Raw genomic sequence first — 16,169 nt, forward strand, 5'->3', positions numbered from 1 at the left:
CCTCGCGGCCCCGCTTTTCCCCGCGTTCGCTCGGCGGCGAGCGACGCGGTCCGCCAGAATCCTTATTGTGTTTTAGGCTAGCCTAAAAGTATGGCAGCCAACCGAGATTCGGACGGTCCCTCGCGGCCATCGCGCCGCGTTCCGGGGGTGACGCTCCACTCGTGACGACGGCCCACCGAGCGGAAGCGAGCTAAGTCGTCGGGACGACTCGACGCGAGTCCGAACATCCGACCGCGTCCGTGAGGCGAGCGGGCCGGCGGCCGGTGAGTCAACCGCCGCGAACGGGCCGCGGCGACCGAAGAGCGGCCGCGCTGTTCCGTTATTTTCACTAAAATATATATTGCAGTAAACCTTTTGTGTTTTTAGGTAGACCTAAAATCGTATGCTCGACAGCGACACACCGACGGCGAACCGGCGGAGGAATGCGCGATGACCGGCCCGACGGCCGGCAACGAGGCGTTGCTCGAACAGCAGGCCGCTCGCGAGTCGAGCGCGCGGACCTACCCCCGACACCTCCCGCACGCGATACGGGAGGCCTCGGGCGTCACCGTCACCGACATGGACGGCGAGGAGTACTACGACTGTCTCGCGGGGGCCGGCACGCTCGCGCTCGGCCACAACCACCCGAGAGTGGTCGAGGCGATGGAGCGCGTCCTCGCGGAGGACCGGCCGCTCCACACCCTCGATATCACGACGCCCGTCAAAGAGCAGTTCGTCGACACGCTGTTCGACAGCCTCCCCGACGAGTTCGCCGACAACGCGCGGGTGCAGTTCTGTAGCCCCGCCGGGACCGACGCCGTCGAGGCCGCGCTCAAGCTCGTCAAGACGGCGACGGGCAACCGGAGCGTCCTCGGGTTTCAGGGCGGCTACCACGGGATGACCAACGGGGCGCTGAGCCTGATGGGCGACACCGACCCGAAGGAGGACGTGCCGGGACTGATGCCCGACGTACACCACCTCCCGTATCCGTACGAGTACCGGTGTCCGTTCGGCGTCGGCGGCGACGAGTGCCACGAACTCGCCGCGCGGTACGTCGAACGCACCCTCGACGACCCCGAAAGCGGCATCACCGAGCCCGCGGGGATGGTGGTCGAACTCGTGCAGGGCGAGGGCGGCGCGATTCCCGCGCCCGACGACTGGACCCGCGAGATTCGGCGGATGACCCGCGAGCGCGACATCCCGCTGGTCGTGGACGAGATTCAGACCGGCCTCGGCCGGACCGGCGAACTGTACGCCTTCGAACACGCCGACATCGTCCCCGACGCGGTCACGCTCTCGAAGGCCATCGGCGGGTCGCTCCCGCTTTCGGTCGTCGTCTACGACGAGTCGCTCGACGTCTGGGAGCCGGGCGCGCACGCCGGGACCTTCCGGGGCAACCAACTGGCGATGGCCGCCGGCATCGCCACCATCGAACACGTGCTCGAACACGACCTCGACGACCACGCCGCGCGCATGGGCGACCGACTCCGCGGCCACCTCGACGCGACGAAACGCGCTCACGACGCCGTCGGCGACGTTCGCGGCCGCGGGCTGATGCTCGGCGTCGAACTCGTCGACCCCGCGGGCGAGCCCGACGCCTGCGGGCGCTTCCCGGCGCATCCGGACCTCGCCGACGCCGTCCGCGCGGCGTGTTTCGACCGCGGGCTCATCGTCGAACTCGGCGGCCGCCACGGGAGCGTCGTCCGGTTCCTCCCGCCGCTCGTCGTCACCCCGAGCGACGTGGACGCCATCGGGAGCATCTTCGCCGACGCCGTGGAGGCCGCAATCGAGGAGGTCAACGCCGACGGCCGCCGGGAGGTCGCCGCATGAACGGCGTCGGCGGCGTCGACGGCGTCGGCGAGCGCCGCGACCCGCGACCGGACGCCGCGAAGTGGTTCCTGAGCGGCGACGACGACGACCGGGCGCGCTACCGGGACGCGATTCGCCGGGCGCGCGACCTCGTCCTCGACGAGTTCGCCGACGAGGCGACGCCGTACTCGGGGGCGACGCCCGAGGAACTCGACGACGCGCTCGCCCGGTTCGAGATGTTGCCCCACGAGGGCGACGGCGTGGCCGCGGCGCTCGACCGCACCGAACCGATTCTGCGGAACTCGGTCGGCGTCTCGGACCCGGCCTGCGTCGCGCACCTCCAGTGTCCGCCGACGATTCCGGCGCTCGCGGCCGAGGTGCTTTTGACCGCGACGAACCAGTCGATGGACTCGTGGGACCAGAGCCCCGCCGCGACGCAGCTCGAACGGCGATTCGTCGACGAGTTGTGCGACCTGTTCGGCTACGAGGACGGCGACGGCGTGTTCACGAGCGGCGGCACGCAGTCGAACTTCGTCGGCCTGCTCCTCGCGCGCAACAGGGTCGTCCTGGAGGAGTGCGGCGTCGATGTACAACAGGCAGGCCTCCCGCCGGAGGCGCGGGACCTGCGAATCCTCTGTTCGGCCGACGCCCACTTCACCGCCACGCAGGCGGCCTCGCACCTCGGCCTCGGTGAGAACGCCGTCGTCACCGTCCCGACCGACGACGACCGCCGCCTGTCGATGGAAGCGTTCGACGAGGCGGTGGCGGACCTCCGCGAGCGCGGGAAACGCCCGTTCGCAATCGTCGCGACCGCCGGGACGACCGACTTCGGGAGCATCGACCCGTTAGGCCCGCTGGCCGACCGTGCGGCCGAACTCGACTGCTGGTACCACGTCGACGCCGCGTGGGGCGGCGCGCTCGCGCTGAGCGACGACCACGCCGACAAACTCGCGGGCGTCGAGGCCGCGGACTCCGTCGCGGTCGACTTCCACAAGCTGTTCTACCAGCCGATTAGCTGCGGCGCGGTCCTCGTGCGCGACGAGTCGGCGTACGACCTCATCGACCGCAACGCGGCCTACCTGAACCCGGAGCGCGACGACGAAGCGGGCGTGCCGAATCTCGTCTCGAAGTCCGTCCAGACGACCCGGCGGTTCGACGCGCTCAAACCCTTCGTCACGATGCAGGCGCTCGGCCGCGAGGGGCTGGCGTCGATGGTCGAGTACACCATCGACCTCGCCGACGACGCCGCGAGGCTCGTCGAGGCCGACCCCGACCTCCGCCTCGTCCACGACTCCGAGCTGAACGTCGTCGTCTTCCGGTACGTCCCCGGCGACGGACGGGACGGTGACCCCGACAGACGCGGCGCCGCCGACCTGAACGAGGCCATCCGCGACTCGCTCCTCGACGACGGCGAGGCCGTGGTGGCCCGGACCACCGTCGACGGCGAGACGTGCCTGAAGCTGACGCTCCTGAATCCCCGAACGACGCGCGAGGACCTCCGAGCCCTCCTGGGCGAGATTTCGGCCCGCGGAACCGCTCTCGAACCGACGACCGACGACCGACACGCATGAATCCGAACGACACAGCCGAGTCAGCGACGATACACAGCTTCCTGAACTGCTACCTCCGGGAGACCGGCGACTACGCCGTCGTCCCAGCCGGGGACGCGCCGGTCGAGACGGACGCCGACGAAGTCGTCCACGCACCGCTTTCCCAGCAGGGCGTGGACCTCTACGTCCCGCTTTCGTACCGGTCGCCGACGGACCGCCACCTGTTCGACCTGCCCGGGGTCTACCGGCTTCCCCACGGCGAGACGCTCCCCCTCGACTACACGGTGCTCGTGACCCTCGTCACGTCCGAACTCAGACTCGGGCGCGACGCCGCCGGCGCGGCCGACGAACTCCTCCTCCGAGTCGTCAAGAGCTGTCAGAACATCGAGCGGTTCGTCGAGGCCCGCCGCGGCGACGAGGAGCGACTGTACGGCTTCGACACCTCCTTCCGCGACGCCGAGCAGTCGCTCGTCTTCGGCCACCCGCTGCACCCGACGCCCAAGAGCAGACAGGGCATCCCCGACCACGAGTCGCGGACCTACGCGCCGGAACTCCGCGGGTCGTTTTCGCTTTCGTACTTCAGCGCTGACCCCGGACTCGTCGTGCAGGAGTCCGCCCGCGACGACTCGGCGGCCGAGTGGGTCGCGTCGGCCCTCCGCGCGGACGACTTGGTCCCCGAGTCGTTCGTCTCTGAACACGTCGATTCGGACAGGGTGTTGCTTCCCGTCCACCCGTGGCAGGCGGACTACCTCCGCGCACAACCCGAGGTGCGGGCGCACCTCGGCGACGGCCTCGAACACGTCGGCCAAGTCGGCCGGGAGTTCTACCCGACCTCGTCGGTGCGGACCCTGTACGCCCCCGACTCGCCGTTCATGGTCAAGGCGTCGCTGAACGTCAAAATCACCAACTCCGAGCGGACGAACAAACGCCCCGAACTGGAGCGCGGGGTCGCCGTCACCGAACTGCTGGACACCGAACTCGGCGATGAGATGGAATCCCGGTTCCCGGCGTTCGACGTCGTCCGCGACCCGGCGTACCTGACGGTCGACCTCGGCGACGGCGAGTCCGGCTTCGAGACCGTCCTCCGCGAGAACCCCTTCCGCGGCAACGCGGCGACGAACGCGACGCCCGTGGTCGGCCTCTGTCAGGACCACCTCGGCGACGGGTCGTCGCGGCTGGCGACGCTCGTGGAGGGCATCGCCGACCACGAGGGACGGCCGACAGACGAGGTGGCGGAAGACTGGTTCCGCCAGTACCTCGAACTGTCGGTTCGGCCGGTGCTGTGGCTGTATCTCGAACGCGGACTGGGCGTCGAGGCCCACCAGCAAAACAGCGTCCTAACGCTCGACGGCGGCTATCCGGAGACGTTCCGCTACCGCGACAACCAGGGCTACTACCTCCCCGAGTCGATGTACGACGAGGTGGACGCGCTCCTGCCCGGTATCGGCGAGCGCGCCGACACCGTCTGTCCGGACGCCGTCGCCGACGAGCGCGTCCGGTACTACGTCATCATCAACAACGCCTTCGGCCTCGTCAACGCCTTCGGCACGGCCGGACTGGTCGACGAGCGACGCCTCTTGGGCGTCCTCCGCGAGGAGCTCGAATCGCTTCGCCGGTACGACCGGCCGTCGTCGTCGCTGCTCGACGACCTCCTCACGAGAGCGACGATTCCCTGCAAGGCGAACCTGCTCACGCGGTTCCACGACATGGACGAACTGGAGGGGTTGCTGGCGAACCAGTCGGTGTACGCCGACATCGACAACCCGCTCGTCACGGAACTGGAGGTGCCAACGCCGTGACCGACGCGTCGGCAAACACCGCCGCAAGCCCGGCGACGGACGACGCGGGCCGCGAGTACGCCTACCGCGTCCGCGAGGAGACCATCGACCGGACCATCGCCTTCGCGGAAGTCGACCCGGCGCTGGACTTCGACCGGCTTCACGCGTGGCTCGGCTCCGACCACGTCAAGCCGTACTGGCAACTCGACCTCCCCGAGCCGGCGTTTCGAGAGCGGCTCGACGAGAAGCTGGCCGACGACCATCTCACCCCGTACGTCGGACTGCTCGACCACACGCCGATGAGCTACTGGGAGGCGTACCGCGCGGCCGACGACGTCGTCGCGTCGCGCTACGACGCCGCCCCCGAGGACCGCGGCGTCCACCTGCTCATCGGGCCGCCGGAGTATCTCGGCCACGGCTACTCGATACCGCTCTTGCGGGCGATGACGGCGTTTCAGTTCCGCTCGACCGACGCGGCCCGCGTCGTCAGCGAACCGGACGTGCGAAACGAGCGGGTCATCCACGTCTTCGAGCGGTGCGGCTACGAGGCACAGAGACGTATCGACCTGCCCGACAAGGAGGCGCTGTTGATGCACTGCGAGCGCGACCGGTTCTTCGACGCGGTGGCCGAGGACGCGGAGGCGGAGGTGAGCCGATGAGCGAGTCGCACGTCCACGACGTGGTCGGAATCGGTCTCGGCCCGTTCAACCTCGGACTGGCCGCCCTGCTCGACGGCGCGCCCGAGGACGTGGACGCGGCGTTCCTCGAACGAGACGCCGAGTTCGCCTGGCACGAGGGGATGCTCATCGAGGGGACGACGCTGGAAGTCCCGTTCCTCGCGGACCTCGTGACGCTGGCCGACCCGACGAGTCCCCACAGCTACCTCAACTACCTGCGGGAGACCGGCCGCATCTACGAGTTCTACTTCTACGAGACGTTCCAGATTCCCCGACGAGAGTACAACGACTATCTCCGATGGGTGGTCGACCGACTCGACGCCTGCCGGTTCAGCCGCGAGGTCACCGAAGTGCGCTGGGACGAACGCGAGGGGAACTACGCGGTCACCGCGCGGAACCCGGAGACCGGCGACCGCTTCGAGTACCGCGCCGACAACCTCGCGCTCGGAATCGGCTCTCGGCCGAACGTCCCCGAGCACCTCCGCGGACACCCGAGCGAAGACGTCCACCACACGGCGCGGTATCGGCACAACCGCGAGCGCGTCGTGGACGCGGACACGGTCACCGTCGTCGGGTCCGGACAGAGCGCGGCCGAGGTGTTTCGGGACCTCTTGGAGCGCCAGCCAGAACACGGCTACCGGCTGGATTGGCTGACTCGGTCTGACGGCTTTTTCCCCATGGAGTACTCGAAGCTCGGCCTCCAGCACTTCACGCCCGAGTACGAGCGGTACGTCTACGACCTCCCGCAGGCGGTGAAAGACGACCTCATCCCGAATCAGGACCTGCTGTACAAGGGAATCGACCCGGAGACGAGCGCCGAGGTATACGACCTGCTCTACCGGCGCTCCATCGGTGACCGCGACCCCGACGTCGGTCTCTTTGCGATGACCGAGGTCCGGGATATCGAGGCCGTCGGCGACGCGTACGCCCTCGACTGTCACCAGTGGCAGGCCGAGGAGTCGTTCGTCCACGAGAGCGAGGTCGTGATTCTCGGCACGGGCTACGAACGACCGATTCCCGAGTTCCTCGAACCGATGGAAGACGCCATCGAGTGGGACGAAAAGGACCGGTTCGAGGTGACCGAAGACCACCGGCTCGCGGTCGACGTGCCGGGTGACGTGTTCCTCCAGAACGCCGAGGTCCACACCCACGGCGTCGGGGTTCCGGACCTCGGCCTCGGGTGCTACCGGAACGCGAAGTTCGTCAACCGACTCGTCGGCCGCGAGGTCTACCCCGACGACGGCGACACGGTCTTTCAGGACTTCTCGGTGGCGCAGTTCCTCGAACACGCACCGAACGCTACCCGCGCGGGCGGAAGCGAGACACCACCCACGCCGACGCAGGACGACTAACGATACCGATGAATCCGAACGACACCACGCTGCAGGACGCACTGGACCCGGAGGTCTGGGAGACGGTCGAACGCCGCCTCCTGACGAAGATGCTCGAAGAGTTCGCCTACGAGGAGATAATCGAGCCGCGGACGGTCGACGCCGGCGACGACCGCCACGTCTACCGGTTCGACCTCGGCGAGACGAGCTATCGGTTCGAGGCCGCCGACCGACTGATGGACAGCCTTCACGTCTACGGAGATACGGTCGAACGCCGAACCGACGGGGCGTGGAAGCCGCTCGGCGACCCTCTTCGACTACTGCGCGACCTCGGCGAGACGACCGACCTCGACGGGCTCACCGAGGGGAACCTCGTCCGCGAGTACAAGCGAACGCTACTCGCGGACGCCCACATCGAGTCGCGAAAGCGGGGCCGGGAGGGGTTCGACCCGACGGCGCTCGATTACGCCCGTCTCGAAGGCGAGATGGAGGGCCACCCGTGGATTACGTACAACAAGGGGCGACTCGGCTGGGGGTACGACGATTACAAGCAGTACGCGCCCGAACGCAAAGAACCGGTGACGCTCTCGTGGGCGGCAGTCCGCAAGGAACACGCGACGTTCGTCGGGACCGAGGAGGTCGACCACGACTCGCTCGTCCGCGGCGAACTCGGCGACCACTACGACCAGTTCCGCGACCGGCTCGACGCGAAGGGGTACGACCCGGACGCCTACTTCTTCATGCCGGTCCACGACTGGCAGTGGGAACACAGCGTCGTTCCGCTGTTTCCCGACCACATCGCGGCCGGCGACATCGTCCCGCTCGGTGACGGGCCGGACGAGTACCTCCCGCAACAGTCGGTCCGGACCTTCGTCAACGTCGACGACGCCGAGAAACACCACGTGAAGGTGCCGATGCGAATCCTCAACACGCTGGTCTGGCGGGGGCTTCCCGGCGAGCGGACCGAACTCGCGCCGACGGTCACCGAGTACATCAAGGGCATCTACGACCGAGACGACTTCCTGCAGGAACGGGGGTTGATTCTCCCCGGCGAGATTGCGGGTCTCAACTACGACCACGCGGACTTCACCGACATCGACGGCTCGCCGTACCAGTACCACGAACTGCTGGGCGCGGTCTGGCGGGAATCCATCTACACGTTCCTCGAAGACGACGAGCGGGCGATTACGCTCTCGTCGCTGATGCACGTCGACGGCGCGGGCGAACCCTTCGTCTCGCGGCTGGTCGAACAGTCAGGGCTCACCCTCGACGAGTGGCTGAGCGAGTTCTTCGACACCGTCCTGCCGCCGCTGTTGCACTTCCTCTACCGCTACGGAACGGTGTTCTCCCCGCACGGCCAAAACACCATCCTCGTCGTCGAAGACGGCGTTCCCACCCGACTCGCGGTCAAGGACTTCGCGGACGACGTGAACGTGAGCGACCAGTCGCTCCCGGAGTTGGAATCGCTTCCCGACGAGGTGCACGACGTGCTCCGAGAGGAGCCGCCGGAGGGGCTCTGTCAGTTCATCTTCTCCGGGCTGTTCGTCTGCGTCCTCCGGTACGTCGCCGACGTGCTCGAAGAACACGAAGACTACGCCGAGCGGGAGTTCTGGACGCACGCGCGACGCGCGGTTCTGGACTATCAGGCGCAGTTCCCCGAACTCCAAGCGCGGTTCGACCTGTTCGACGTGCTCCGACCGGAGTTCACGAAGCTCAGTCTCAACCGGAACCGCATCTTCGACTACGGCTACGACGACTCCCCCGGTCGTCCGCACGCCTCCGAACACGGGACGGTGACGAACGCCCTCGCCGAAGTCGCGGGCGAGCGAGCGAGCGACGCGAAGCAGGCGGGTACGGTGGACGACTGACCCGGCGGGGTTCCGGCGCGTCGTCGTCGACGGCGGTTCGCACCCGCCGCCGAGCCCCGTTGCGCGGTCTCGCCCCTTTAGTCTCCGTCGCGGAACATCGAGATGTGGAGCGTGAAACTGGCCGGTGGGGACAGAGAGGCCCGGAAGATAGTGTCCAGTGGACACACATCTGGTTGCGTAGAAAGGTGAATCGGCAGTCCTCGGGAACTACTTCGTCGGCAGTGCGAATGTATCGAAATGGTTACACAAAAGTTATCTGAGAACCAGATTTTCTCGGATCTTTTCCGAAAGTAACCGAGAGACGGGGGCAGACATTCAGTACCGTTTCGGCGAGGACCTGTCGAGTTACGGACGGAGTCCGGTCACGTCGAGGAACAGAACCGAAGATTCGCCGCATACTGAATTGTGTAGTACGGGAACAGCAGTCGAAGGTCGGGGGAGACGGTCACTGGACAGGTGGTAGGGCCTCTGCTGGAGTTCTCGGAGCGACTGCGGATACCGGGAGGCGGCCGACCAGCCCTTCGAGATGGGGTTCACGAAGCGGAGGCCGACATCGGCCGCGAGTGACGAACCCGACCTCGCATCGAGCGACATTCTACGCTCACGGCATCTCGTTCTCGCGACCAGAACATTTAATCGGGTACTCGATAACGAATAATCATGGACGCCAAGCATCCGGTGCGAACCACTGAGAAGACCCTCGCACTCGTCGAGGAGTTGATGGAGAAGGGACCGTGCGGGGTCACGGAGTTGGCCAGCGACCTCGACATGGGAAAGAGCGCGGTCCACAACCACCTGACGACACTCCAGAAGCACGGCTACGTCCTGAAGGACGGCGACGACTACCGCGTCGGCTTGAAGTTCCTCGAAGTCGGCGGCCACAGTCGGAAGTCGATGGAAGTGTATCAGGTCGCCGAACCCGAGGTCAAATCGCTCGCCGCCGACACGGGCGAACTCGCGAACCTCCTCGTCGAAGAGCAGGGGATGGGCGTCTACCTGATGCGGGCGAAAGGCGACGACGCCGTCGACCTCGACACCTACGCGGGCCTGCGGACGCACCTGCACACGACGGCCCTCGGGAAGGCGATTCTCGCGAACCTCCCGGAGTCGAGGGTCGACGAGATAATCGAGCGTCACGGTCTCGAACGGAAGACGCCGAAGAGCATCGGCACGCGGGAAGAACTGTTTCAGGTGCTCGAAGGGGTCCGCGAGCGGGGGTACGCCATCGACGACGGCGAGCGCCTCGAAGGGCTGCGCTGTCTCGCGGCACCTATCAAATCCTCGGCCGGTGAAGTCCTCGGGGCCATCAGCGTCTCGGCCCCGGCCAGCCGAGTCAGCGACGAAGACCTCCACGGGTCGCTCCCCGAACGCGTCCTGAGCGCGGCCAACGTCGTCGAGCTCAACATCAACTACTGAACCCCGCGTTCGCTATCTCGGAACGAGACGCGAGCAACCGGAATTTTCAACGGATAACCGTGTTAGCATAGTTCTTGCTAGTGAACCGCGCCCTCTATTACACAGCTATGCGTGTAATTCAAGCCCCGAATTCGGAGAAGGAGCGTTCTGCCATAGAGAATCGGCTGGCGACGGGCAGAAGGCCGGTATTGAGGTGGTGCTGGCAGGGTGGGACGAAACAAGCGAGAGAGAAAGAGGTGCCTTGAGAGACGAGCACCGAAGAGAAGAAAAACCGAGAAAACGGCGGGTGCGGGGCCGGTTCGATGACCGGTGAAGCTCAGTAGTTGTCGTAGACGGTCTTCTCGATGGTGTAGAAGTCGAGGCCGGCGTCGCCCTGTTCGCGCCACGTCTCGGAGGAAGAGCGCTTGAACCCGCCGAAGGGAACGTGGAGTTCGAGGCCGGTCGTCTTGTCGTTGACCTTCACCACGCCGGCTTCTGCCTCGTCGACGAAGCGGTTCGCCTCGGTGTGGTCGTCGGTGACGACGCTCGCCGAGAGGCCGTACTCGACGTCGTTTGCGACTTCCAGCCCTTCGTCGAAGTCGCTCACTTTGATGACGGCGATGACCGGGCCGAAGACCTCTTCCTGCGCGATGCGCATGTCGGGGTCGACGTCGGTGAACACCGTCGGCTCCACGAAGTGGCCCGTCTCGACCTCCTCACCCTCGGGGACGCCGCCGCCAGCGGCGAGCGTCGCGCCCTCGCCCTCGGCGATGTCGATGTATTCGAGCGTCGAGGAGAGTTCGGACTCGCTGACCTGCGGGCCCATCTCGTGGTCGGTGCCGGGACCGACGTCGAGCGATTCCGCGCGGTCGACGAGCTCGGCGACGAAGTCGTCGTACACGTCCTCGTGAACGATGGCGCGGGAACAGGCCGTACACGACTGGCCGGTGGTTCCGAACCCGCCGTTGGCGACGATATCGGCTGCCTCGGCGGGGTCAGCCGAGTCGGCGACGAGCGTCGGGTTCTTCCCGCCGAGTTCGGTCTGGACGCGCTTGCCGGCGTCGGTGGCCTGCTCGTAGACCATCTCGCCGACCTGACTGCTCCCGGTGAAGGAGACGAGGTCCGTGCCCTCGTTGGTGATGAACTCGGTGCCGACCGAGCTTCCGGGGCCGGTGACGACGTTGAGGACGCCGTCCGGGAGGCCGGCCTCGTCGAGCGCGCGGGCGATTTCGATGACGACGCCGGGCGCGATGGAGGCGGGCTTCAGGACGACGGTGTTGCCGGCGGCGAGCGCCGGGGCGAGCTTCCACGCGGGGATGGCGATGGGGTAGTTCCACGGCGTGATGAGCGCCGCGACGCCCACCGGCTCCTGCCGCGTGTAGAGGTTCGTGTTCGGTCCGCTCGCGCCCTTCCTCGTGCCGCCGAGATCGGCGGCCTTCGTCGAGAAGTAGTGGAAGATGTCGATGGCGCGCTGTACCTCGCCCGCCGCTTCGGGCCGCGCCTTCCCCTCCTCGGCGATGAGAATCTCCGTCAGTTCGTCCTTCCGCTGGGCGAGGAGCGTGCCCGCCTCGCGGAGGATGCGCCCGCGCTCCGGGCCGGGCGTGTTTCGCCACTCGTCTTCGGCCGCGGCGGCGGCGTCGACGGCCGCGGCGGCGTCGGCTTCGTTCGAGTGCTGATACGTCGCGACCACTTCGCTCGGGTTCGCGGGGTCCGTCACCTCGGCGGTCTCGCCGGTCTCCGAGGACACCCACTCGCCGTTGACGTAGTTTTTACTGGGTTCCGTCATCGGTCATGTGTTCTCTCTTCCGACATACAATTCTTGCGAAATTGTCACCATTTGTGGGCTGTCGTCGTCGAGGCGAGTTCAGGAGCGTGCGCCGGGATGAGCGACGGAATACCAACCCACACACTTTTGTAGTGGCTTTCGAGATATACGTGCGCAATGGTTGAGCAAGCGAAGCTTAGCGACCCGAACGCGGAGTACACGATGCGCGACCTGTCCGCGGAGACGATGGACATCACGAATCCGCGAGGCGGCGTTCGCGACGCCGAAATCACGGACGTACAGACGACGATGGTCGACGGCAACTATCCGTGGATTCTCGTCCGCGTCTACACAGACGCCGGCGTCGTCGGCACCGGCGAGGCCTACTGGGGCGGCGGCGACACCGCCATCATCGAGCGGATGAAACCCTTCCTCGTCGGCGAGAACCCCCTCGACATCGACCGACTGTACGAGCACCTCGTCCAGAAGATGTCCGGCGAGGGCTCTGTCTCGGGCAAGGTCATCTCCGCCATCTCGGGCATCGAAATCGCGCTCCACGACGTCGCCGGGAAGCTCCTCGACGTGCCCGCCTACCAACTCGTCGGCGGGAAGTACCGCGACGAAGTGCGCGTCTACTGCGACCTCCACACGGAAGACGAGGCCAATCCGCAGGCCTGCGCCGAGGAGGGCGTCCGCGTGGTCGAGGAGCTCGGCTACGACGCCATCAAGTTCGACCTCGACGTGCCCTCGGGCCACGAGAAGGACCGCGCGAACCGCCACCTCCGCAACCCCGAAATCGACCACAAGGTCGAAATCGTCGAAGCCGTCACCGAAGCCGTCGGCGACCGCGCGGACGTGGCGTTCGACTGCCACTGGTCCTTTACGGGCGGGAGCGCAAAGCGCCTCGCCGCCGAGCTGGAAGACTACGACGTGTGGTGGCTCGAAGACCCCGTCCCGCCGGAGAACCACGACGTACAGAAGCTCGTGACGCAGTCCACGACGACGCCCATCGCGGTCGGCGAGAACGTCTACCGGAAGTTCGGCCAGCGGACGCTGCTCGAACCGCAGGCGGTGGACATCATCGCGCCCGACCTGCCCCGCGTCGGCGGCATGCGCGAGACGCGGAAGATAGCCGACCTCGCGGACATGTACTACATCCCCGTGGCGATGCACAACGTCTCGTCGCCCATCGGGACGATGGCGTCTGCACAAGTCGCTGCGGCCATCCCGAACTCGCTTGCCCTCGAATACCACTCCTACCAGCTCGGCTGGTGGGAGGACCTCGTCGAGGAGGACGACCTGATTCAGAACGGTCGGATGGAGATTCCCGAGAAGCCCGGTCTCGGGCTGACGCTCGACCTCGACGCCGTCGGAGAACACATGGTCGAAGGGGAGACTCTCTTCGACGAGGAGTAAGCCGACACCGAGGACGAGACTGTCCCACGGCGGCCGCATCAACCTGACATGCAACACCCATAACCCGGACGCACCACCGCGGACGAGAGAAGTGAGCGTCTCTCGGCTCGCGGCGCGCCGTCGCGGCCGCCTTTTCACTCGCTGGAGTTCGATACCGGAGCGACGCGATTCGCGGAGACAGTCGCTACGCCGACGCGGATAGCTCGACGGCTGAGAACGGCGCGCGAACCGCGGACGAGAAACAGAAAGCGCAGAAAGCGGTGACCGGTCAGTCCGAGACGAACGCGCCGATGGCGCGGTTCGACGGGAGCTCTCGGTTCTTCAGCGCGTCGCCGGTCTCCCCGTCGAACAGGTGAACCGCGTCTTCGGGGAACGAGACGGTCGTGCGGTCGCCCGCTTCGACTCTCGACTTGCCGGTCGTGGTGGCGGTGAACTGGGTCCCCTCGCCCCCGCCGACGAACCGCAGGTGGACGGTGTTCTCGTTCCCCTGCGGCTCGACGACGACGACCTCGGCGTCGAACGTTCGGCCGCTCGACCGCTGGTCTCCGACCGCGACGTCCTCGGGCCGGATACCGAGTGTGAGGGAGCTCACGTCGCCGAGTTGGTCTCTGGTCGCGCCCGAAAGCGGGTAGTCGAAGCCGTCGCCGCCGAAGGTGTCGCCTTCCAGTGACCCGTCGAAGAAGTTCATCGACGGTTCGCCGATGAAGCCCGCGACGAACAGGTTGTTCGGGCGGTGGTAGCAGTCCAGCGGCGTGCCGACCTGCTGGAGTTCGCCGTCGTCGAGGACGGCGACGCGGTCGCCCATCGTCATCGCCTCGGTCTGGTCGTGGGTGACGTAGACGGTCGTGACACCGAGTTCCCCTTGCAGGCGCTGGAGTTCGGTCCGCATCTCCGCCCGGAGTTTGGCGTCCAAGTTGGACAGCGGCTCGTCCATCAGGAACACTTCCGGGTCACGGACGATGGCCCGCCCCAGCGCGACCCGCTGTTGCTGGCCGCCCGAAAGCTGTCCGGGCTTGCGGTCGAGCAGGTCCGAGATGCCGAGCATATCGGTCGTCTCTTCGACCCGCTGACGTATCTCGTCGTCAGGGAGGTCGGTCGACTCTTCGAGACCGAACGACATGTTCCCGCGGACGCTCTTGTGCGGGTACAGCGCGTACGACTGGAACACCATCGCGATGTCCCGGTCCTGCGCGGACACGTCGTTGAGGACGCGCTCTTCGAGTCTGAGCTCGCCCTCGGTGACGGTTTCGAGGCCCGCCATCATCCGGAGCGTCGTCGACTTCCCGCACCCCGAGGGACCGACGAGCACGAGGAACTCCCCGTCGTCGATGTCGAGCGAGAGGTCTTCGACGGCGACGATGTCGCCGCCGCCGTCGTCAGTGTACACCTTCGTCACGTCGTCGAGTGTTAATCGTGCCATGGCTACTGTTCGAGTTGCGTGCGGTCGGCTTCCTGGTCGTAGCGGCGGTTGTGCACCGCGGTTCCGGTCTCCGCGTCGAACACGTGAATCTTGTCCGGCGGAATCGTCACCGTGACGCGGTCGCCCCGCGTGACGAGGTGCATCCCCTCCGTGACCGCCTGCAGGGCGTCGTCGGCGGAGGGTTGGTCCGGGTGCGAGAGGTGGAGGACGTTCTGGTCGCCGTGGGGTTCCACGACGGTCACGTCCATCCGGAGTTCGTGGTCGCCGAGCGCGGTGTCGTCGGCGGTGTCGTCGGCGGTGTCGTCGGTCGTCGCGTCAACGACCGCGATGTCTTCGGGGCGAATCCCCAAGACGAGGTCCTCGCGGGCGCCGACGGACTCCATCACGTCTTCGTCGAGCGGGTACGAGAAGTGCTCGCCGACGAACGTCGTCTCCGAGCGCGTCCCGCGGACGAGGTTTATCATCGGCTCGCCGATGAACTCCGCGACGAACAGGTTGTTCGGGCGGTGGTAGCACTCGAAGGGAGAGGCCACCTGTTGGAGTTCGCCGTCGTCCATGACGGCGATGCGGTCGGCCATCGTCATCGCCTCGGTCTGGTTGTGGGTGACGTAGACGGTCGTGACCGCGAGTTGGTCCTGTAGGTTCTGGAGTTCGGTGCGCATCTCCGCGCGCAGTTTGGCGTCCAAGTTGGACAGCGGCTCGTCCATCAGGAACACCTCCGGGTCACGCACGATGGCGCGACCGAGGGCGACACGCTGTTGCTGGCCGCCGGAGAGTTCGTCGGGTTTCCGGTCGAGCAGGTCCGAGATGCCGAGCGTCTCGGCGACCTCGACGACGCGCTCGTCGCGCTCCGCAGACGTGTACCCTTCCTCTTCTTCCAGCCCGAACCGGATGTTCTGCCGGACGGTCATGTGCGGGTACAGCGCGTAGTCCTGGAACACCATCGCGATGTCGCGGTTCTGCGGGACGCGGTAGTTCATGTGGTCCCCGCCGATGTAGATGTCGCCGCTGGTCGGGGTCTCCAAGCCGGCGAGCATCCGGAGCGTCGTCGACTTGCCGCACCCCGAGGGACCGACGAGAACGAGGAACTCCTCGTCGTCGATGTCGAGCGAGAGGTCGTCGACGGCGACGGTGTCGCCGAAGCGCTTCGTCAGGTCGGTGAGTTGAATCTCTCCCATAGG

General features: G+C 66.7%; 11 protein-coding genes. 8 read left to right on the plus strand and 3 right to left on the minus strand.

The genetic code is table 11. The features are described 5' to 3' along the window. Positions 1-429 precede the first annotated feature (429 nt). The 7 genes from NDI65_RS09765 (at position 430) to xacR (ending at position 10,408) form a co-directional block, all read left to right on the plus strand. On the plus strand, positions 430-1,809 hold the full coding sequence (locus tag NDI65_RS09765) for a diaminobutyrate--2-oxoglutarate transaminase (RefSeq protein ID WP_089780067.1): 1,380 nt from the start codon (positions 430-432) through the stop codon (positions 1,807-1,809). After that, complete coding sequence (locus NDI65_RS09770) at positions 1,806-3,359, plus strand: aspartate aminotransferase family protein (RefSeq protein ID WP_310893618.1); 1,554 nt, start codon at positions 1,806-1,808, stop codon at positions 3,357-3,359. Before NDI65_RS09765 ends, NDI65_RS09770 begins: the two co-directional genes overlap by 4 nt. Continuing rightward, positions 3,356-5,137, plus strand: coding sequence for an IucA/IucC family protein (locus tag NDI65_RS09775; RefSeq protein ID WP_310893619.1), 1,782 nt, complete (start codon positions 3,356-3,358; stop codon positions 5,135-5,137). Before NDI65_RS09770 ends, NDI65_RS09775 begins: the two co-directional genes overlap by 4 nt. After that, complete coding sequence (locus tag NDI65_RS09780) at positions 5,134-5,775, plus strand: GNAT family N-acetyltransferase (RefSeq protein ID WP_089780061.1); 642 nt, start codon at positions 5,134-5,136, stop codon at positions 5,773-5,775. Before NDI65_RS09775 ends, NDI65_RS09780 begins: the two co-directional genes overlap by 4 nt. Further along, the gene (locus tag NDI65_RS09785; RefSeq protein WP_089780060.1) at positions 5,772-7,145 is read left to right on the plus strand and encodes a lysine N(6)-hydroxylase/L-ornithine N(5)-oxygenase family protein; all 1,374 of its coding nucleotides are present in this window, start codon (positions 5,772-5,774) and stop codon (positions 7,143-7,145) included. Before NDI65_RS09780 ends, NDI65_RS09785 begins: the two co-directional genes overlap by 4 nt. 8 nt (positions 7,146-7,153) lie before the next feature. Next, positions 7,154-8,992 (plus strand): IucA/IucC family siderophore biosynthesis protein, encoded by a 1,839-nt coding sequence (locus NDI65_RS09790; protein ID WP_310893620.1) that lies wholly within the window; start codon positions 7,154-7,156, stop codon positions 8,990-8,992. Positions 8,993-9,652: 660 nt separating this feature from the next. Next, complete coding sequence (gene xacR / locus NDI65_RS09795; protein WP_089780056.1) at positions 9,653-10,408, plus strand: HTH-type transcriptional regulator XacR; 756 nt, start codon at positions 9,653-9,655, stop codon at positions 10,406-10,408. Positions 10,409-10,724: 316 nt separating this feature from the next. Here the strand turns inward: xacR and NDI65_RS09800 are convergent, their stop codons facing one another. Beyond that, positions 10,725-12,173, minus strand: coding sequence for a 2,5-dioxovalerate dehydrogenase (locus tag NDI65_RS09800; protein ID WP_310893621.1), 1,449 nt, complete (start codon positions 12,171-12,173; stop codon positions 10,725-10,727). Positions 12,174-12,329: 156 nt separating this feature from the next. On the opposite strand from NDI65_RS09800, the gene NDI65_RS09805 reads away from it, so the two are divergent. After that, positions 12,330-13,568 (plus strand): xylonate dehydratase, encoded by a 1,239-nt coding sequence (locus tag NDI65_RS09805; RefSeq protein ID WP_007274193.1) that lies wholly within the window; start codon positions 12,330-12,332, stop codon positions 13,566-13,568. 268 nt (positions 13,569-13,836) lie between these two features. On the opposite strand, the gene xacK is transcribed toward NDI65_RS09805, so the two are convergent. Further along, a complete protein-coding gene (xacK, locus tag NDI65_RS09810; protein WP_089780053.1) occupies positions 13,837-14,988 on the minus strand; it encodes a xylose/arabinose ABC transporter ATP-binding protein XacK in 1,152 nt (383 codons plus the stop codon). A 2-nt stretch (positions 14,989-14,990) separates the two neighbouring features. Next, positions 14,991-16,166 carry an ABC transporter ATP-binding protein gene (locus NDI65_RS09815; protein ID WP_089780051.1) on the minus strand — a complete coding sequence of 392 codons (1,176 nt, stop codon included), beginning with the start codon at positions 16,164-16,166 and terminating at the stop codon, positions 14,991-14,993. Between the last annotated feature and the right edge of the window lie 3 nt (positions 16,167-16,169).

The sequence above is a fragment of the Haloferax sp. S2CR25 genome, assembly GCF_031624535.1.
In the GTDB taxonomy this organism is placed as follows: domain Archaea; phylum Halobacteriota; class Halobacteria; order Halobacteriales; family Haloferacaceae; genus Haloferax; species Haloferax massiliensis.

What these genes read in the sequence shown, in the direction of transcription:
- NDI65_RS09790 (WP_310893620.1), top strand. Translation starts at nt 7,154, where the DNA reads ATGAATCCGAACGACACCACGCTGCAGGACGCACTGGACCCGGAGGTC.
- xacK (WP_089780053.1), bottom strand. Translation starts at nt 14,988, where the DNA reads ATGGCACGATTAACACTCGACGACGTGACGAAGGTGTACACTGACGAC.
- NDI65_RS09800 (WP_310893621.1), bottom strand. Translation starts at nt 12,173, where the DNA reads ATGACGGAACCCAGTAAAAACTACGTCAACGGCGAGTGGGTGTCCTCG.
- NDI65_RS09815 (WP_089780051.1), bottom strand. Translation starts at nt 16,166, where the DNA reads ATGGGAGAGATTCAACTCACCGACCTGACGAAGCGCTTCGGCGACACC.
- NDI65_RS09770 (WP_310893618.1), top strand. Translation starts at nt 1,806, where the DNA reads ATGAACGGCGTCGGCGGCGTCGACGGCGTCGGCGAGCGCCGCGACCCG.
- NDI65_RS09765 (WP_089780067.1), top strand. Translation starts at nt 430, where the DNA reads ATGACCGGCCCGACGGCCGGCAACGAGGCGTTGCTCGAACAGCAGGCC.
- xacR (WP_089780056.1), top strand. Translation starts at nt 9,653, where the DNA reads ATGGACGCCAAGCATCCGGTGCGAACCACTGAGAAGACCCTCGCACTC.
- NDI65_RS09805 (WP_007274193.1), top strand. Translation starts at nt 12,330, where the DNA reads ATGGTTGAGCAAGCGAAGCTTAGCGACCCGAACGCGGAGTACACGATG.
- NDI65_RS09785 (WP_089780060.1), top strand. Translation starts at nt 5,772, where the DNA reads ATGAGCGAGTCGCACGTCCACGACGTGGTCGGAATCGGTCTCGGCCCG.
- NDI65_RS09775 (WP_310893619.1), top strand. Translation starts at nt 3,356, where the DNA reads ATGAATCCGAACGACACAGCCGAGTCAGCGACGATACACAGCTTCCTG.